The sequence below is a fragment of the Streptomyces sp. TLI_55 genome, from assembly GCF_900206255.1.
Classification (GTDB): Bacteria; Actinomycetota; Actinomycetes; order Streptomycetales; family Streptomycetaceae; genus Streptomyces; species Streptomyces aquilus.
Genome location: NZ_OAOJ01000001.1, coordinates 4798791 through 4816292 on the forward strand (window position 1 = coordinate 4798791; position 17502 = coordinate 4816292).

Genomic DNA, 17502 nt, shown 5'->3' on the forward strand with positions numbered 1-17502 from the left:
CACGGACAACGACGTCAGAGGGGTCATAGGTGGGCGAGGGCCCCCGCGACGAGCGCCCGCACACCGGTCCCCACCGCCGACAGATCGGGTGCGAAGTGCGGGCTGTGGTTGCTCGGAATCGCGTCGAGCTTGGCGAACAGGTCGTCGCCGCCCGGTGCCGCGTCCCAGGTCGCGGCCGGGGTCGTGGTCACGAACCAGTAGGCGTACGGCTGCCCGGCCGCGGCCAGCAGGGAGAAGTCCTCGCTGCCCATCGCCGGGCCCGGGTCGAAGACCGTGCCGTCGCCGAAGACCTCGCGGTGCACGGCGGCCACCCGCCGGTCGGCCTCGGCGTCGTTGACGGTCGCCGGGAAGGAGGCGCCGACGGTCACCTCGGGCTCGCGCGGGCAGCCCGCGGCATGGCACTCGCCCTCGGCGATCCGGCGGATCGCGGCGACCATCCGGTCCCGGACGGCCTCGGACTGGGTGCGCAGGTTGAGGGAGATCCGCGCGGTGGACGGGATGATGTTCGGCGCGGTGCCCGCCTCGATACGGCCCACGGTCAGCACGGCCGACTCGCGCGGCGCGATCTCCCGGCTGACGACGCTCTGGAGCCGGGTGACGAGATACGCCGCCGTCAGCACCGGGTCCACGGTCGTCTCCGGCCGCGACCCGTGCCCGCCCCGCCCGTGCACGACGATCTCGACGTCGGTGGTGGCGGACAGGATCAGCCCCGGAACATGCGGGTACAGGCCCACCGGACCCGGTGCCGCGTGCTGCCCGAGCAGCACATCGGGCCGGGGCACGCGCGCGTACAGCCCGTCCGCGACCATCGCCGCCGCCCCGCTGCCGGTCTCCTCGGCGGGCTGCCCGACGACGACCAGGGTCCCGTTCCAGGCGTCCCGCCCGGCGGCCAGCGCCCGAGCCGCGCCCGCCAGCCAGGTCACGTGCAGATCGTGCCCGCACGCGTGCATCACGCCGGGCGTCTCGGAGGCGTACGGCAGCCCGGTCTCCTCCGTCACCGGCAGGGCGTCCATATCGGCCCGCAGCAGCACGACGGGCCCGTCCCCGTTGCGCAGCACCCCCGCGACGCCGGTACCGCCGATGCCCTCGACGGTCTCGTACCCATCCGCCTTCAACCGCCCGGCAAGCAGCCCGGCGGTGCGGTGCTCCTGCCGGGACAGCTCGGGGTGGCGGTGCAGATCCCGGTAGAACTCCTCCAGATCGGGGAGGCCGAGACCGGCGGTCAGATCCAGCGCGGTGCGGGCTGCGGGGGAGGTCATGCGGGGCAGCGTATGCCGAGGAGTGTCTTCAAGGTCCGTCCTGGGACCGTATACCGAGCCATTGCTCGGCCTCCCAGGCCACGAACCGCTCCACCTCGGCGAACCCCAGCCTCGCCGCGAGCCGCATGGAGCGGACGTTGGCGGTCTGGGTGTGCAGCACCACCGGCTCCCCGGGCAGCGCCGTGGCGAGCCAGTCGAGTGCCGCCGAACACGCCTCGCCGGCGTATCCGCGCCCCCACGCGCGCGGCAGGAACATGTACCCGAGATCGACCTTCCCCGCGGCGGCCGGACGAGCGTGCTCCGGCGCCCGCCTGAGGAGGAGCTGGCCGATCATCCCTCCGTCCGCCTCGACGACGAAGCTCCCGGGCCACCGCTCGGGCACCTCGGGCGTCTCGCGTTCGAGTGCGTCGCGCGATCGAGGACCGCCGAGATAGGCGTGCACGTCCGCCGAGGCGAGCAGCTCGATGAACGCCGTGCGGTCCCGGGCCTCGGGTGCGCGGAGCACGAGCCGTTCGGTCCGGATCGGGGCGGGCGGCCAGGCGACGGGTCCCAGATCACTCATGGCGGGCACCGTAGCGCGCGCACGGGACGGCCGGCCGCTGCTCCCGGCTTGATGGAACCTTTACCGAGGCGCAGCCGTTGTGCGGGTGAGATCAGTCAGGCGAGTACGAGCACCGAGGTGACGTCAATGGCACTGTTCGATCGGCTCAAGGACCAGGCCAAGGGCTTGCAGCAGCAGGTGCAGGGCGGGGGGCGCGGCGGCGGTTCGCGTGGAGGGTCTCATGGCGGTGGCTCGCGTGCTCAGCTCGTCGGGCTGTTCAAGACGCAGCTCGGCTCGATCAAGGCCGAGCTGAAGAGCGGCGCCTACCGGGACGCGAGCATGGCGATGTGCGCGCTGGTCGCGGCGGCGGACGGGCAGGTGGACGCGTCCGAGATGCAGCAGATGGAGTCGATGATCCTCACCAACGAGGTGCTCCAGAACTTCCCCCCGGAGCAGCTGCGCACGCGTTTCCACAAGCATGTCGAGCAGCTCACCCGCAACTTCGCGCAGGGCAAGGCCGAGGCGCTCCAGGACATCGCCAAGGCCGCCAAGAAGCCGACCGAGGCCCGCGCGGTCGTCCAGACCGGCATCGTCATCGCCGGCGCCGACGGCCACTTCTCGCAGGCCGAGCAGATGGTCCTGCGCGAGGCCTGCGCGGCGCTGAACCTGAACCCGGTGGAGTTCCAGCTCTGATGCCGTGGCGGCCGACGACGCCCAGGCAGAGCACGCGTCGTCGGCCGCCGGTCGCGTCAGAAGGCCGGGACCTCCGAAGGCCGGGCCTTGTTGATGTTGTTGACGAGGTTGTTGGTCAGCGGGAAGTTGGCCCTGCCCCACGTGGAGTTCCACAGGGCGTCGCGCGGCGCCTGCGGCATCTGTTCCATGGTGACCAGGGCCGGGGTGTCCCAGTGGTTGCCCGGCCCCCAGGCCTCCGTGTCCTCGCCCCACTTGGCGAAGCGGAAGGCGTGCGTGCTCGCGCCGTCCTTGTGGTAGACGATCTTGACGTGGTTGCCGTCCATCGGTACCTCGTTGATCGGGTGGGTGCTGTAGTCGCCGTGCCGGGAGGCGGCCAGGTAGCGGGGGCGTTCCTCGCCCTGCTTCTGGAAGACCACGACGGACTCCCAGTCGTGCCGGTGTCCGAAGGCGTCGGCGCCGTTGAGCGTCTGGTCCTTCTCGAAGTACAGCGCGTAGACGTAGGCGCACCAGCCGTTCTCGCACCGGGACTGCGAGTAGGTGTTGGCATGGCCGAGGTGGTCGTTCCGGCAGCCGCCGGTGATCGAGCCGCTGGGGTTGAGGCCGCCGTTGAGGTGTCCGCTCGCGTCCACCGCCGCCGCGGGGTAGCAGCCGTCGTTGTCGTAGTCGAAGTACGGCATGTACTTGTTCTGGAAGGTGCTCGCGTTCCACGGCAGCGGGTTCAGGACCCCGGCGCTCGCGCTTCCCGTCAGCCCGACGGTGAGGGCGGCGGCGCTGCCCAGGACGAGGGCGGCCTTGGCGAGTCGGGACCGTCGGCGGGGCGTGGCTGTCTGCGGCATGTGAGGTGCTCCAGTGGTTCGGTTGGTTCGTCCTGCCGGGAATCCGGCGGGACGACACCGAGACTGGAGCACGGAGAATTGATCAGCGGCATGCTCTGACCAGGTCGTTCAATTGTTTTCGGCGCGTCGTCCACAGCTGTGGACGAAGGCGGGCCCGGCCTCGCAACGGTGAGCGCGCGGCCCCGCGCCACGCAAGAAGGCCGCCGGTGGACGGGGGGCGTCCACCGGCGGCCGGGCGGTGGACGGGGGGTGTCCACCGGCGTGTGCTCCTCGGGGGGGATGAGGGGCACGGACTCAAGACTGGCAGCCGGAGAGTTGATCGGCAGCCCGTCTGATCAGGGCAATCAATGCCGGTCGGGTCAGCCCCTGTTGGCCGTGTTCAGGATGAGGGCGTAGTCGGCCAGGGCCGTGACCGTGACACCGACGAGGTTGTTCCAGTTGTCGATCGTGAAGGCCCCCATCCGGTCACCGCGGTCCGGATCGGGGACGCCCGCGTTGCCCGCCGCCCTCGCGGCTTGCAGCCACCGGTTGAAGCGGTTGCTGAGGGTGCCCCAGTTGTTCTCCGACCCGACGACCTGCCACGGGATGTACACCGGGTCGTGGTCGGACGCCGCGTCGTTGGCATAGCCCAGCCTGGTGGCGATGCCTCGGAAGCGGGTGGCTTCCGAGAGGAACTGGGTCATGGTCAGGACCGCGCGGGCCTGGTTCCGTATCTCGGTCGCCGCCTGGTTGCCGCCGTCACGGTCGGTGGGCGTCCGGGCGTTGTAGAGGTTCCAGGCCGCGGTGTTCAGAGAGTCCCGGCTGAAGCCCATCTCATTACGTGCGACACCGGCCCGGCTTTCCAGGTTGGGGTAGTCCGCGTTGAAGTTGGTGGGCCGGTTCGGCGCCCACTGGGTCACCTGGCCCTGGTTGTTCCACGCCACCGCCGGCGTTCCCGACTCCGCCTCGCCGCCCAGGCGGTTGTAGACGCCGTCGTTCGACCACCAGCCCATCAGGTAGAGGTCCCCACGGCGCAGCCGGATACGGACGAAGTTGGGGTTCTCCCACATCTGTATGTCCACGTCGATCCAGTCCCGGTCGCCCGCGGTGTGATCAATCGTGTTACTGGAGCCCGGCACCCGGTTGTCGGAGCCGTTGACCTGGCGGCGGATCTGGTTGATGAAGCCCCAGTAGTCCCACCTGTTCTGGTTGCCGACCTGGAAGCGGGGGATGCGGTCCTGGGCCGAGGCGGTGGAGAGCTGGCCGAGCGGGCCGACCAGGGTGGCGAAGATCGACAGCACCAGAGTGGTGATGATCATGCCGATGGTGAGCCTGCGCGTGCGCTGCCGCGGCTTCTCGTCGGTGTGTGCCATGCGTGTCCTCCAGGTGTTCGGAGTGCCGGGATCGGGCCTTGCCCCACCGACGTTCGCAACCGGAGCGTTGATTGGCAGGCCCCTTTTGTCAGGTCGATCAACTTCCTGCCGGAAGGGGATTGACGGACGTCACGTGCCGAATCGCCGGTATGTCACCTGGCGGCAACCCGGGCGTCACCAGGCGGCTTGTACGTTCGTCGCGCGCGATGTCCCTTTCGCGGACTGCGCGGACTGTACGGAGGTGTGCGCATGGGGCGCCCGGAAAGACCCCTGGACCCGACGGCCGGTCCCATCCCACGGCTCGCGCATGAGCTGCGTGAGCTGCGCAAGGCCGCGGGGAGCCCCTCGTACCGGAAGATGAGCGAGGCGGCCGGCTTCTCCGCGACAACGCTGTCGCAGGCCGCGGCCGGCGAACGGCTGCCGTCCCTCGACGTCGTCCGCGGCTATGTGCAGGCCTGCGGCGGCGACCCGGACGCATGGGAGCCGCGGTGGAAGGACGCCGAGGCGGAGGTGGCGGGGGAGGTCCGCGACGACGACGTGGACGTGGTGCCGTACCGAGGCCTCGCCCGGTTCGAGCCGGCCGACCAGGGGCTGTTCTTCGGGCGGGCCCAGCTGACGGAGGACCTGCTCCAGTTGGTGTGCGGGCACCGGTTCGCCGCGGTGTTCGGCGCCTCCGGCAGCGGGAAGTCCTCGCTGTTGCGGGCCGGGCTCATCCCCCGGCTCCAGCGGGAGATCGCCGGCCGGGGGCGGCAGGCCGTGCTGCGCGTGCTCACGCCCGGCGACCGGCCCGCCGCCACCTACGGTCATCTGCTGACCCCGGCCGCCGACGAGCCGGAGAGCTGGGTGGTGGTGGACCAGTTCGAGGAGGTCTTCACCCTGTGCCGGGACCGGGCCGAGCGGGCCCGGTTCATCGACCTGCTGCTCGCCGCCCGGGACCCGGACAGCCGGCTGCGCGTGCTCATCGCCGTACGGGCCGACTTCTACGCCCGCTGCGGTGAGCACCGCGGTCTGGCGGACACGCTGTGCGGCGCCGGGCTGCTGGTCGGTCCGATGACCGCGCAGGAGCTGCGGGAGGCGGTCGTCAAGCCCGCGCAGGCGGCCGGGCTGCTGGTGGAGCGGGAGCTGACCGCGCGGATCGTGGAGGAGGTCCTCGACGAGCCCGGCGGGCTGCCGATGCTCTCGCACGCCCTGCTGGAGACCTGGCGGCGGCGCAAGGGTCGGGTGCTCACCCTGAGCGCGTACCAGGCGGCCGGCGGGGTGCGCGGCGCCATCGCGGCGAGCGCCGAGGAGGCGTACGGGCAGCTGACCGAGGAGCAGGCGGACGCCGCGCGGCGGCTGCTGCTGCGGATGGTCGAGCCCGGCCAGGGCACCCCCGACACCCGGCGCCCGCTGACCCGGGCGGAGCGCCAGGAGTGGGCGTGCCCGCACGTGCCCGTGGTGGTGGAGCGGCTGGCCCGCGCCCGGCTGCTGACGGTCGACGAGGACGCCGTGCAGCTCGCCCACGAGGCGCTGATCACCAGCTGGCCGCGGCTGCGCGGCTGGATCGAGGAGAACCGGGAGCGGCTGCGGCACCACCGGCGGCTGACCGAGGCCGCCCGCGTCTGGCTGGAGCACGACCGTGACTCCGGCGCCCTGTACCGGGGCACCCGCCTGGACCGGGTGGCGGAGCTGTTCCCCGACCACGAGCACGACGAGTTCCTGACCGCGTCGGAGCGCGAGTTCGTCACCGCCGCGCTGGCCGCCCGGGAGGCGGAACGCCGGGCCGCGGCCCGTGCCACGCGCCGGTCGCGGGCCGCGGTGGGCGTCCTGTCGGCCGTCGTCGCGGTGGCGCTGATCGCCGGGCTCTCCGCGTGGACGCAGGGCCGGGACAACGAGCGCCACCGCGTCGACGACGTGGCCCGCCGTATCGCCGCCGTCGCGGAAGGGCTGAGCACCACCGACCCGCACACCGCGCGGCTGCTGGCCGTCGCCGCCTGGCGGGTGTCCCGGCTGCCGGAGACCCGGCAGGCGTTGCTCGGCGCGGTCGACCAGCAGGAAGTGGACGCGTTCAGCGACCGGGCACCGGGCGACGGCCCCTTCCGCCGGCTGACGGACTCCGGCCGGACCCTGCTCAGCGTCGAGGGGCGCACCTGGCGGACCTGGGACGTGGCACGGCACCGGCGGACCGCCGAGGGGCGGCTGCCCGAGGCCGGCCTCGCGGTCGGGGCGAGCCCGGACGGGCGGCTGCTGGCCGTCCTCGAACCGGGCGGGGGCGACGGGGTGCGGCTGTGGGACACGGCCGCCGGACACTGGACCGGTGACCGGCTGCCGACGTCGGCCGTCGTGGACTTCGGCCCGAGCACGTACACCGTGCGCGGGGTGGACGGGGCCCGGGCGGCGGTGCACTCGGCGGCGAACGGGAAGTCACTGTTCGAGGCGGCGGACACCGTGACGCCGAGCGAGGACGGCCGGCTGATCGCGTTCTGTCCCCCCGGGAAGGGCGGCGCGCCGCGGGTGCGGGACCTCACGGACGGGCGCACGGTGCACGGGCCCTGGGAACGCGCGGGCGACATCTGCGGCCAGGAGCGCGTGCAACTGGTGCTCGGCGGCGGGGGACGCAGGCTCGCCGCGGTGCTCCCGAGCGGCGTACGGGTCTGGGACGTCCGGTCGGGTAAACGGCTGCCCGACCTCGCCCGCACCGGAGTCAGGTACGCCGCCTTCAGCGCGGACGGGAGGTTCCTGGCGCTCGCCGACGGGAAGGAGGTCACGCTGTGGCGGCTGGGGTACGGCTCCCCGGTGTTCCGGTACTTCCTCAACAACCAGCACCTCGGCGGCCTGGCCTGGGACCCCGCCCGCCCGGTCCTGCGCTATCTGGAGGGCGGCACGGTCCACACCGTGGACGTGGCGACGGCCGTGACGCCCGCCTGGCGGGACCGGCCGGTGGACCAGGCGCTGATCAGCCCGGACGGCCGTACGCTCGCCACCGCGCGACGCACCGGCGACACCTACCGCTTCGAACTGCGCGCCACGAACGACGGACGCCTGCTCGGCACCCCGCCGCCCCCACCGCCCGGCGTCTCGCACGACCCCTCCCGCCCGGTACAGCCGGAGTACACCCTCCCCCTGCTGGCCTTCACCCCCGACGGCAAGGCGCTCGCGTACGCCGTCTCGGCGCCCGGTTACGAGGCCTCCCCGCAGCGCCTCACCGTCTGGGACGTCACCCGGGGCCGGGTCCGCACCACACTGGACCTGGCGGAGAAGACCTCGGCCGGGGCGGTGATCGCCCTCGCCCTCGGCCCGGACGCCCGCACGCTCCACCTCACCCGCACCACGGGCATCGGTGAGCTGACCAACGAGACCTGGGACCTCGCCCGCCACCGCCGGACCGCCATCCTCACCGGCCTGTCCAGCAGCCACCTGGCCGTCCGCCCCGACGGCCGCATCCTGGCCGGCGACAACCGGACGGCGAACCTGCCGGGCGGCAGGACCACCGGACGCGACCTGGTCCAGGGCGACGAGATCGGCGCCCTCGCCTTCGCCCCGGACGGTTCACGGTTCGCGGCGGGGGACCAGACGGGCCGGGTGGCCCTGTGGGACACGGCGATCCGGCAGCGGGAGGGCATCCTGCCCAACGTCTTCCCCGAGCTCTCCGAGGGCGAGACCGGCTGGCCGGACGGCGGCCCCGACCCGGTCAGCGACGACACCTCCGAGGCCGTCAGCGCCCTCGCCGTCAGCCCCGACGGCCGCACGCTCGCGGTGGGCGGCGAGGCGGGCAGCCTCCAGCTGTGGGACATCGCCACCCAGCAGCCGCTGGGCGGCCTGCTGTCCACCCCCGGCGACCCGATCGACACGGTCGCGTTCGGCGCCGACAGCGGCACGGTGTACGCGGGCAGCGCGCACGTGCCGCTCCAGCGCTACGTCATCGACCCCGCCCGGGCGGTCGCGTCGGTGTGCGCGCGGGCGGGAGCGCGCGAGCTGACGCGGGCGCAGTGGCGGGCGTACGTGCGGGACGTGCCGTACCGCGAGGTGTGCGGCGACTGATGCGAGCTCAGCCGCGCTGGACGTCCTCGACCTGTCGCACCTGGCCTGCCTGCCGGTACGGCCCGTGCTCCGCCGCCCGCGCGGGCCCCGCGTTCGCCGCCAGGACCAGGGCCGCCACGGCGACCACGGCGGCTATGACGCCCCTTGCGTAACGCTCGGTGGTGCTGGTGCGTTCGAGCACGACGACCTCGCAGTGACGACGGTGACGAATGCGCTGACGGTTTTTCCCCGCCTATTTACGTACTGCCTATTAAGCAGGCTTAATACGCCGTTTAACCTAGAGCCCGGCGCAGCCTAACGGCAAGAGGTGCAGGGGGAGTTGACCCATGTCCAACCGTGACGACCCGGAGATCATCGGGCGCAGGGTGCAACACCTCCGGGTCGAACGCGGCCTGACCCAGCGGCAGCTGGCCGAACCCGCGTACACCGCCGCCTACATCTCCACCCTGGAGTCGGGCCGGGTCCGCCCCTCCGACCAGGCACTGCGCCATCTCGCCGACCGCCTCGGCGTCGCCTTCGACGAGCTGACCACCGGCCGCCCCGCCCGGCTCGTCACCGATCTGCGGCTGCGGCTCATCGAGGCCCAGCGCGTTCTCGCCACCGGCGAGACCGAGGAGGCCGCCCGCAGCTTCGCCGCCCTGCTCGCCGAGGCGGAGGAACTGCACCTCGCCGAGGCGCAGTACGACGCCCTGATCGGGCTCGGCGAGGCGACCGTGGAGAGCGGTGAACTCGTCGAGGGGCGGCGGTACTTCGAACGGGCCGAACTCGTCCTCGCCGACGCCCCGCTGCCCGCCCGGGTGCCCGCCCTGCGCGGCCGCGCCCTCGCGCACTACCTCGCCGGTGAACTCCGGTACGCCGTCTACCTGCTGGAGTCCACGCTCGACGAGCTCAACCGCGGCGGCCTCCACGACCCCGACGCGCTGCTGCTGTTGTACGCCAGCATCATCGGCCCGTACATGGACATGGGCGCCCACGCCCGCGCCGCCCAGGCCGCCGAACTCGCCCTCGCGCTCGCCCCGCAGGCCGGCGACCCGGCGCTGGTCGCCCGCATGCACCGCTCGGTCGCCCGCACCCTCATCGCCGAGGGCCGCGTCGCCGAGGCCGACGCCTCCCTCGCCAAGGCCGCCGAGCTCTACCGCGGACTGCAACTGCGTACGGAACTGGCCAACTGCCACTGGATGCGCGGGTACGTGTGCGCCCAGAACGGCGAACTGCAGCGGGCGGAGGCGGAGTTGAGGCAGGCGCTCGCCATGCTGTCCGCGAAGCGCGCCGCGCTCTACTCCAGCCAGGCCGCGGTGGAGCTGGCCGACGTACTGCACCGCCGCGGCAAGTCCGACGAAGCGGCGGCCCTCCTCCACGACGTCCTCGGCGACCTCTCGTCCGAACGCGGCGCCGTCCACTCCGCCGCCGCGCACCGCCTGCTCGGCATCATCGCGGAGGACGCCCGCGACCCGGAGACCGCCGAGGAGCACTACGTCCGCGCCCTGAGCCTCCTGGAACGCGCGGGCGCCGCGGGCGACCTGGCCGACCTGTGCCGCCTGCTGGGCGACCTGCTCCGCAGGGAGGGCCGGGTGGAGGCGGCGCTGGACGCCTACCGCACCGGCCTGGGCCACCGCACGGCCCCGGGCACCACCACCCTGGGCCCGGCCCCGGCCCAGCCGCCGCTGTAACCGTCCTCGGCCCTACGCCCGCGCGCTCACCCCGGGGCACGGCCCGGCCTCAGCCCCCTCTGCAACCGTCCTCGGCGCCCCGGTCCGGCACGCACGCCCTGCTCTGGCGGGGCGGCCACCGCCCAGGTGGCCGGGGGTGGCCGCCCCTTGCGAGGGCCCGCGGCTCCCTGCGCGGTCCTCGCCCGACATCCCCGGCCCCGCACGGAGCGGCGGGAGACGCCCCGGTCGGCGTCGCGGGGTCGGGGACAGGTCTCTCAGCGGTCTGGGCCGGGCCGCAGCGCCCGGGGCGTGGGGGTGAGACGGCACGAGGGCAGCGGCATGAGCGGCTCCGGCACGGGATGGACGTCGTGGGCGTCCGCTTCCTGACTCGCACCACGACCGACGGTAGCGAGCCGCCCCCACCGTGTGAAGCCCCCTTCGTGAACGCCCCTTCGTGAAGTGCCGGGCGAGGCGGCCGGAACGGGCCACTTGACTCGGTTCAGACCGGGTACGCCGTGCCCGGTCAGATCTCTACGTGAGCCTGCTTGCGGACGTCCGCCAGTCGTTGTGCGGCCAGTTCCGCGACCGCCTGGGTGACCTCGGGGTTGACGTCGCCCAGGCCGCCGTTGGTGAGGACCAGCGCGTCGTCGCCGACGCGTACGGCGGCCACGTCGAGGGTGAGCACGGTCTCGTCGCCGTCCGCGTTCTCCCCGGTGAGGGTGAGCCGCAGCGCCTGCCGGGCGTCCCCGATCCCCGGCAGCCGCGGATCGCTGACGGCGGCGTTCTGGACGGCGCCGGTGGCGGTCGCCGCGGTGAACGTCCCGCACTTCTTCGGCAGGGTCTTCAGCCAGGCCAGCGTCCGGTCCGCGTCGGCGGGACGTACGGCGACGACCTGGTGGTGCAGCTGGGCGTCGTTCCAGGTGTCGTCCAGCCCGGTCGCGGCCCGCACCTGGGCGCCCGCGCCGAAGAGCCGCTCGGAGTAGAGGGCGTCGAGCAGCTTCTGGCAGTCGGGCGCGTTGGCGGTGGCCTTGAGCAGCCCGTCCCGCCAGGTGGCGGCACCCTCGGTGGGCGCCCAGGGTTCGCCGAGGTCGGTGTAGGTGACGAGCGCGGCCTGCGCCTGGGCGGGGGTGAGGGCGGGCACGGCCGCGGGGGTGGGGCGGGCGGAGGCGGGGGGTGCCGAGGTCTTGGCGGCGGACGGAGCGGCGGTGGCCGGGGCCGCCTTCTCCGTCCGGATGGCGGAGCAGGCGGTGGTCGCGAGAGGCAGCACGAGCGCGACGGCGAGGAGGACGCGACGGGTCATGCTCCCAAGGGATCACCGCGACTGAGGGGCCACCACTGGTCCGGTCTGTATGGGTTACGCGACTCCCACCCCGGAACCGCCCTTCCTGCCGTCACGTCACACGGCCATGAAGCGAACCTTCCTCCTCGCCTCCACGGCCGTGGCGACAGCCGCCCTCTCCACCACATCCGTCGCACGGGCCGACAACGCCGGTCCGCGCACCCCGCCGCCCGTCCTCACCGGTGTCGCATGGCACGCCCAGTCCATCACCGAGAACGGCGTCACCCACACCGTGCCGGAAGGTTCCCGCGCGGGGCTGACGTTCGACGCCGACCAGCGCACCGGCACCGGCCATGACGGCTGCAACGGCTTCTCGGGCGCGGCGGTCGTGGATGCCGGGCGGTCCACCGTCACAAGACGCGGGTGACCGCCCACACCCTCACCCTCACGGGCCCGGACGGTCACGTCATCACCCTGAGGCGGTGAGACGGCCCGGGCCGGTTCCCGGGACGGAAAAGCCGTCGCCCCCGGGCCGACCCTCCTGTTACGGTCCCCGCATGAAGCGCGCCAACCCGTCTCCCACGACGACGCCGGACCACGTCCCGGCGCGCTGACACCTGAGCTGACGCGAACCCCGGGGCGAGTGCCCGGGGTTTTCTGCTGCCCGGGGGTGCGCTCGCCCTCTCATCGAGAGGAAACCGTCATGAACGACCACCGCCGACTCGGCCGCGAGCTCGACCTGTTCGACACCGACCCCCTCATGGGCGCCGGGCTGCCGTACTGGCTGCCGGACGGGGCCGTCGTACGGCACACCCTGGAGGAGTACGTCAGGGAGGCGGAACGCGGCGCGGGGTACCGGCACGTGTACTCGCCGGTGCTCGGGAAACGGGAGCTGTACGAGATCTCGGGGCACTGGGACCACTACAGCGAGGACATGTTCCCGCCCATGAAACTGGGCGGCGAGGAGGTCGTGCTGCGCCCCAGCCTCTGTCCGCACCACGCCCTCATCTACCGGTCGCGGTCCCATTCGTACCGCGAACTGCCCCTCCGCATCGCCGAGTTGGGCGGCATGTACCGGTCCGAGATGTCCGGTGTGCTCGGCGGGCTGACCCGCGTGCGGTCCATCCAGCTCAACGACGCCCATATCTTCTGCACCCTGGACCAGGCCGTCGAGGAGGCCCGCGCCGCCCTCGCGCTCATCCGCCGCGCCTACGCCGACCTCGGCATCCGCGCCGCCAGATACCGGCTGTCCCTGCCGGGGGAGGGCGACAAGTACGTGGCCGACCCGCAGTTGTGGCGGCGGGCCACCGCGCTGCTCGAACAGGTCCTGGACGGCGTCGAGTACGAGGCCGTCGAGGGCGAGGCCGCCTTCTACGGGCCGAAGATCGACGTGCAGATCGTCGACCGCGCGGGACGCGAGTCCACCCTCTCCACCGTCCAGATCGACTTCCACCAGCCCGAACGCTTCGACCTGCACTACATCGGCCCCGACGGGGCGAAACACCGCCCGGTCATGGTGCATCGCAGCATCATCGGCAGCGTCGAGCGGGCCGTCGCGCATCTCATCGAGGAGCACGGCGGGGCGTTCCCGGCCTGGCTCGCGCCGGTGCAGCTGGTCGTGCTGCCGGTGGCGGAGGAGCAGTACGCGCAGGCGGAGAAGGTCGTACGGCGTGCCCTCGACCTCGGGCTGCGGGCCGAGCTCGCCGGCCCGGAGCACGGCACCCTCGGCGCCCGGGTGCGCGAGGCGCGGCTCGTGCCGTACGTCGCGGTGGTCGGCGCGCGGGAGGCCGACGGCGAGCTGGCCGCCGTACGGCTGCGGGACGGGCGGCGGCCGGGTGCCGTCCCGGTGGACGAACTCCTGGCGCGGGTCGCGGCCGTCGCCCGGACCCGTGGCGCCGAACTGTGGGCGGCCGCCTAAGGCTGCGTAAGGTCGGTGACACGACGGAAGGAGTCCCCGTGACCGCCCAGCCCATCCCCGTGATCATCGACTGCGACACCGGCGTCGACGACGCGCTCGCCCTGCTGTTCGCCGTACGGCACCCCGGTCTCGACGTCCGCGCGATCACCTGCGTGGCCGGGAACACCGACGTCGACGGGGTCGTACGCAACACGCTGACCGTGCTGGAGACGGCCGGGGCCGGGGACATCCCCGTCGCGCGGGGCGCCGAGCGGCCGTTGATCGAGCCGGTGCGCACCGCCTCGCACGTGCACGGGCAGGACGGCATGGGCGACCTCGGGCTGCCCGCACCGACCCGGCGCCCGGTGGACCTCGACGCGGTGGCCCTGCTGCGGCGCGAGATCCTCGCCTCGCCGCGCCCGGTGACCCTGATCCCCACCGCCCCGCTGACCAACATCGCGCTGCTGCTGCGGACCCACCCCGAGGTGACCCGCAACATCGAGCGGATCGTCTTCATGGGCGGCGCGGTGGAGGTCGGCAACGCCACGCCGGTCGCCGAGTTCAACGTCTGGCACGACCCGGAGGCCGCCGCGATCCTGCTCACCGCGGGGGTGCCGATCACCATGTACGGGCTCGACGTCTTCCGGCGGGTCATCGTGCCCGCCGCGGACGTGCAGCGGCTGCGCGCCAGCTCCGACCCCCGGCTGCGGCTGGCCGGCGAACTGCTCGCCCACCGCGACCCGGCCACCTCCGGCGACCCCACGCCCACCGGCGGTCTCGGGGACGCGGGCGCGGTGTGCGCGGTCGCCGACCCCGGCGGCCTCACCACCAGCCTGCTGCCCGTCGAGGTCTCCCTCGCCCCGGGCCCGACCCGTGGCCAGACCATCGTCGACCGCCGCCCGCGGCCCGGCGAGGCCGAGATCCACGGGGGCGAGCGTGAACTGCGCCTGGTGGACGTGGCGTTGGACGTCGACGTCGAGCGGTACGTGAAACTGTGGCTGGGCGCCGTCGAGAGCTGAACGCACTGAACGCCGGGCAGGTCCCCTTGCCCGGCGTCCAGATGACTGGTGAGTTCCTTACGCGCGCGTCGCCTTGCGCCGACGCGTCGCCAGGACGATGCCCGCGCCGCCGGCCAGCAGCACGGCCGCGCCGCCCGCGATGATCGGGGTGTTGCTGCTGGCGCCGGTCTCGGCGAGGTCGTCGCCGCCGCCGTTCGGGGTGGCCGCCGGGGCGGTGGTGGACTCCGAGGCCGACGGGGTGTCCTCGGCCGGGGTGGACTCCGAGGCGGACGGGGTCGGGGTCGGGGTCTCGGACTCGGACGCCGGCGGGGTGGTCTCCTCGGCCGGGGTGGACTCCGAGGCCGACGGGGTGGGCGTCGGGGTCGGCGACGGCTGGGCCGTGCAGTCCTTCGTGCCGCCGTTCCAGGCCGCGATCAGCTTGTCCTTGATGACCGGGTGGTCCGGGCCCTTGGGCAGGTCGCCGTGCTGGAAGCCGTCGTTGGCGTCGAGCTTGCCGTCGAACTTCGTGTTGCCCCGGTAGAGGTCGATCTGCGCGTAGCAGCCCTGGTCCGGGATGGCGATGTCGAGGGTGTCGGTCCCGCCGGCCTTGACGGACACGGTGTCGAAGTCGTGGAAGACCTGCTCGCCGGAGGTGGCGAAGGTCGGACCGTGCGCCCGGTAGGAGGCGAGCGAGGCCGTGCAGGTGGACGCGTTGCCGGCGGTGCGGACCGTGACGTGGATCTTGCCGTCCTCGGTCGGCTTGAGGTTCTGGTCGTCGACCTTGACGGAGGGGAAGAAGTTCTTGCCGTCGAGGGAGAACTCGCACAGCTCGGTGCCGGTCTCGGTGCCGGCGCCCGTGCCGGGCTTGTAGCTGCCACCGTCGTCCCAGCCCTTGCCGCCGGGGCAGTCGGTGGCCGAGGCGACGGAAGCGGTGAAGGCGCAGATGGCGAGCGTCGCGGCGCCCGTCCCCAGCAGGCGGCGCACAGTGACAGATCTCGCTATGGACATGCGTATCCCATCAGGGTGGAGTGAACCGAAAGGCGCTGTGGAGCGCTGCGGAGCGCAAAAGGGCGCTCGGAAACATTGGACTCATTGGTCACACGAGTCACACGCACAACAGCGTTCGGACATCGTGGATCTCCCGCCGGAACCCTGTCAACCTGCGGGAATACAAGGTCTGTTCCGTCGTCATCACAATTCCGCCACACAGGGAACGTGCTGCTCCACGAAATGTGCGGGGTTCGCCCTGGCACAGCTGGGGACAGATTCCCCTTTGTATGTCTTTTCCGTCCGTCTTTCCGCCCGCGAGGATCAGCCAGGAGCGCCGCGTGACCCACGACCTCTCGTCCAAGGACCCCGACTGGTGGCGACAGGCCGTCATCTACCAGATCTACCCCCGTAGCTTCGCCGACGCCGACGGTGACGGCCTCGGGGACCTCAAGGGCATCACCGCGCGCCTCACCCACCTGGCCGCCCTCGGCGTCGACGCCCTGTGGCTGAGCCCCTTCTACCCCTCCGAGCTCGCCGACGGCGGCTACGACGTCGCCGACTACCGGGACGTCGACCCCCGCCTCGGCACCCTCGACGACTTCGACGCCCTGGCCGCCGAGGCCCACCGCCTCGGGCTCAAGGTCATCGTCGACCTCGTCCCCAACCACAGCTCCCACCGGCACGCCTGGTTCCAGGAGGCGCTCGCCGCGGGACCCGGCTCGGCCGCCCGCGCCCGGTACGTCTTCCGCGACGGCCGCGGCGCACACGGCGAACTGCCGCCCACCGACTGGCAGTCGGTCTTCGGGGGCAGCGCGTGGGGACGCGTCCCGGACGGACAGTGGTATCTGCACCTGTTCACCCCCGAGCAGCCCGACTTCGACTGGGGCAACGAAGAAGTCCGCGCCGACTTCCGCACCACGCTGCGCTTCTGGTCCGACCGGGGTGTCGACGGCTTCCGCGTCGACGTCGCCCACGCCCTCGCCAAGGACCTGGCCGACCCCCTGCGCGACCTGGGCGCGCCCGCCCTCAGCGGCGAGGACGCGCTCACCGAGTTCGCCCCCGGCACCCACCCGTTCTTCGACCGCGACGAGGTCCACGAGATCTACCGCGACTGGCGCAGGGTCCTCGACTCCTACCGCCCGCCCCGCATGGCCGTCGCCGAGGCCTGGGTCCCGAGCGCCGAACGGCGGGCCCTGTACGCCCGCCCCGAGGAACTCGGCCAGGCCTTCAACTTCGCCTATCTGCAAGCACCTTGGGACGTCGACGCGCTGCGCCAGGTCATCACCGACTCCCTCGCCGGCGCCCGCGCGGCCGGCGCCTCGGCCACCTGGGTGCTCTCCAACCACGACGTCGTACGCCACACCTCCCGCCTGATGCTCCCGCCCGGCACCGACGAGAACGCCTGGCTGCTGTCCGCCGGCCACGCCCCCGAGATCGACACCGCCCGAGGGCTGCGCCGGGCCCGCGCCGCGACGCTCCTCATGCTGGCGCTGCCGGGTTCGTCGTACGTCTACCAGGGCGAGGAACTCGGACTGCCCGAGGTCGCCGATCTGCCCGTCGAGGTGCTCCAGGACCCCGTCTGGGAGCAGACGGGACGGGTCCGCAAGGGCCGCGACGGCTGCCGGGTGCCGCTGCCGTGGACGCGCACCGGCCCGTCGTACGGCTTCGGGGCGGGCGGCGCCTGGCTGCCGCAGCCGGAGAGCTTCGCCGCGTACGCCGTCGAGGCGCAGGAGGGCGTCGAGGGCTCGACCCTGGAGCTGTACCGCACGGCCCTGAAGCTGCGCCGCAAGCTGCTGGAGGGGGAGGCGCTGACCTGGGCCGAGGACAGCCCGGCCGGGGTGCTGGACTTCGCCCGGCACAGCGGCTGGCGGTGCGTGACGAACCTGTCGGAGACGGCGGTCGCGCTGCCGGAGGGTGAAGTGCTGGTCGCCAGCGGCCCGCTGGAGAACGGGCTGCTGGGACCGGACACCACGGTGTGGCTGGCCTAG

General features: G+C 73.0%; 14 protein-coding genes. 7 read left to right on the forward strand and 7 right to left on the reverse strand.

The genetic code is table 11. From position 1 onward, the window contains the following. Nucleotides 1–23 precede the first annotated feature (23 nt). Nucleotides 24–1259, reverse strand: coding sequence for an amidohydrolase (locus CRP56_RS21980; RefSeq protein ID WP_097266502.1), 1236 nt, complete (start codon nucleotides 1257–1259; stop codon nucleotides 24–26). A 28-nt stretch (nucleotides 1260–1287) separates the two neighbouring features. Continuing rightward, complete coding sequence (locus tag CRP56_RS21985; protein WP_097266504.1) at nucleotides 1288–1821, reverse strand: GNAT family N-acetyltransferase; 534 nt, start codon at nucleotides 1819–1821, stop codon at nucleotides 1288–1290. Nucleotides 1822–1947: 126 nt separating this feature from the next. Here CRP56_RS21985 and CRP56_RS21990 point away from each other — a divergent pair, with 126 nt between their 5' ends. After that, the gene (locus tag CRP56_RS21990; protein WP_097266507.1) at nucleotides 1948–2493 is read left to right on the forward strand and encodes a tellurite resistance TerB family protein; all 546 of its coding nucleotides are present in this window, start codon (nucleotides 1948–1950) and stop codon (nucleotides 2491–2493) included. Between the two features lie 56 nt (nucleotides 2494–2549). Here CRP56_RS21990 and CRP56_RS21995 read toward each other — a convergent pair whose 3' ends face one another. Together CRP56_RS21995 and CRP56_RS22000 are read right to left on the reverse strand one after the other, a co-directional pair. Further along, nucleotides 2550–3329 (reverse strand): NPP1 family protein, encoded by a 780-nt coding sequence (locus CRP56_RS21995; RefSeq protein ID WP_097266509.1) that lies wholly within the window; start codon nucleotides 3327–3329, stop codon nucleotides 2550–2552. 359 nt (nucleotides 3330–3688) lie between these two features. Continuing rightward, entirely contained in the window at nucleotides 3689–4681 is a 993-nt protein-coding gene (locus tag CRP56_RS22000) for a ribosome-inactivating family protein (RefSeq protein WP_097266511.1), read from the reverse strand. 249 nt (nucleotides 4682–4930) lie between these two features. On the opposite strand from CRP56_RS22000, the gene CRP56_RS22005 reads away from it, so the two are divergent. Continuing rightward, a complete protein-coding gene (locus tag CRP56_RS22005; RefSeq protein WP_097266513.1) occupies nucleotides 4931–8701 on the forward strand; it encodes an nSTAND1 domain-containing NTPase in 3771 nt (1256 codons plus the stop codon). Nucleotides 8702–8708: 7 nt separating this feature from the next. Here the strand turns inward: CRP56_RS22005 and CRP56_RS47650 are convergent, their stop codons facing one another. After that, a complete protein-coding gene (locus tag CRP56_RS47650) occupies nucleotides 8709–8882 on the reverse strand; it encodes a hypothetical protein (protein WP_179851085.1) in 174 nt (57 codons plus the stop codon). Between the two features lie 145 nt (nucleotides 8883–9027). Here CRP56_RS47650 and CRP56_RS22010 point away from each other — a divergent pair, with 145 nt between their 5' ends. Beyond that, the gene (locus CRP56_RS22010; RefSeq protein ID WP_097266515.1) at nucleotides 9028–10371 is read left to right on the forward strand and encodes a helix-turn-helix domain-containing protein; all 1344 of its coding nucleotides are present in this window, start codon (nucleotides 9028–9030) and stop codon (nucleotides 10369–10371) included. A 502-nt stretch (nucleotides 10372–10873) separates the two neighbouring features. On the opposite strand, the gene CRP56_RS47160 is transcribed toward CRP56_RS22010, so the two are convergent. Continuing rightward, the gene (locus CRP56_RS47160) at nucleotides 10874–11650 is read right to left on the reverse strand and encodes a hypothetical protein (RefSeq protein ID WP_097266517.1); all 777 of its coding nucleotides are present in this window, start codon (nucleotides 11648–11650) and stop codon (nucleotides 10874–10876) included. Nucleotides 11651–11756: 106 nt separating this feature from the next. On the opposite strand from CRP56_RS47160, the gene CRP56_RS22020 reads away from it, so the two are divergent. The 3 genes from CRP56_RS22020 to CRP56_RS22030 all read left to right on the forward strand — a co-directional run bounded on the left by CRP56_RS22020 (nucleotide 11757) and on the right by CRP56_RS22030 (nucleotide 14545). Then, nucleotides 11757–12056, forward strand: a complete 300-nt coding sequence (locus CRP56_RS22020) for an META domain-containing protein (RefSeq protein ID WP_179851086.1) — start codon at nucleotides 11757–11759, stop codon at nucleotides 12054–12056. A gap of 243 nt (nucleotides 12057–12299) precedes the next feature. After that, a complete protein-coding gene (gene thrS / locus CRP56_RS22025; protein WP_306459447.1) occupies nucleotides 12300–13547 on the forward strand; it encodes a threonine--tRNA ligase in 1248 nt (415 codons plus the stop codon). 38 nt (nucleotides 13548–13585) lie between these two features. Further along, a complete protein-coding gene (locus tag CRP56_RS22030; RefSeq protein WP_097266523.1) occupies nucleotides 13586–14545 on the forward strand; it encodes a nucleoside hydrolase in 960 nt (319 codons plus the stop codon). A 57-nt stretch (nucleotides 14546–14602) separates the two neighbouring features. On the opposite strand, the gene CRP56_RS22035 is transcribed toward CRP56_RS22030, so the two are convergent. Then, a complete protein-coding gene (locus CRP56_RS22035) occupies nucleotides 14603–15532 on the reverse strand; it encodes an LAETG motif-containing sortase-dependent surface protein (RefSeq protein ID WP_097266525.1) in 930 nt (309 codons plus the stop codon). A 269-nt stretch (nucleotides 15533–15801) separates the two neighbouring features. Here CRP56_RS22035 and CRP56_RS22040 point away from each other — a divergent pair, with 269 nt between their 5' ends. Continuing rightward, entirely contained in the window at nucleotides 15802–17502 is a 1701-nt protein-coding gene (locus tag CRP56_RS22040) for a glycoside hydrolase family 13 protein (protein ID WP_097266528.1), read from the forward strand.

Bases quoted from the DNA above. Each gene is read 5' to 3' on its own strand.
- CRP56_RS21980 (WP_097266502.1), bottom strand. From the start codon at position 1,259: ATGACCTCCCCCGCAGCCCGCACCGCGCTGGATCTGACCGCCGGTCTC.
- CRP56_RS21985 (WP_097266504.1), bottom strand. From the start codon at position 1,821: ATGAGTGATCTGGGACCCGTCGCCTGGCCGCCCGCCCCGATCCGGACC.
- CRP56_RS21990 (WP_097266507.1), top strand. From the start codon at position 1,948: ATGGCACTGTTCGATCGGCTCAAGGACCAGGCCAAGGGCTTGCAGCAG.
- CRP56_RS21995 (WP_097266509.1), bottom strand. From the start codon at position 3,329: ATGCCGCAGACAGCCACGCCCCGCCGACGGTCCCGACTCGCCAAGGCC.
- CRP56_RS22000 (WP_097266511.1), bottom strand. From the start codon at position 4,681: ATGGCACACACCGACGAGAAGCCGCGGCAGCGCACGCGCAGGCTCACC.
- CRP56_RS22005 (WP_097266513.1), top strand. From the start codon at position 4,931: ATGGGGCGCCCGGAAAGACCCCTGGACCCGACGGCCGGTCCCATCCCA.
- CRP56_RS22010 (WP_097266515.1), top strand. From the start codon at position 9,028: ATGTCCAACCGTGACGACCCGGAGATCATCGGGCGCAGGGTGCAACAC.
- CRP56_RS47160 (WP_097266517.1), bottom strand. From the start codon at position 11,650: ATGACCCGTCGCGTCCTCCTCGCCGTCGCGCTCGTGCTGCCTCTCGCG.
- CRP56_RS22020 (WP_179851086.1), top strand. From the start codon at position 11,757: ATGAAGCGAACCTTCCTCCTCGCCTCCACGGCCGTGGCGACAGCCGCC.
- CRP56_RS22035 (WP_097266525.1), bottom strand. From the start codon at position 15,532: ATGTCCATAGCGAGATCTGTCACTGTGCGCCGCCTGCTGGGGACGGGC.
- CRP56_RS22040 (WP_097266528.1), top strand. From the start codon at position 15,802: ATGTCTTTTCCGTCCGTCTTTCCGCCCGCGAGGATCAGCCAGGAGCGC.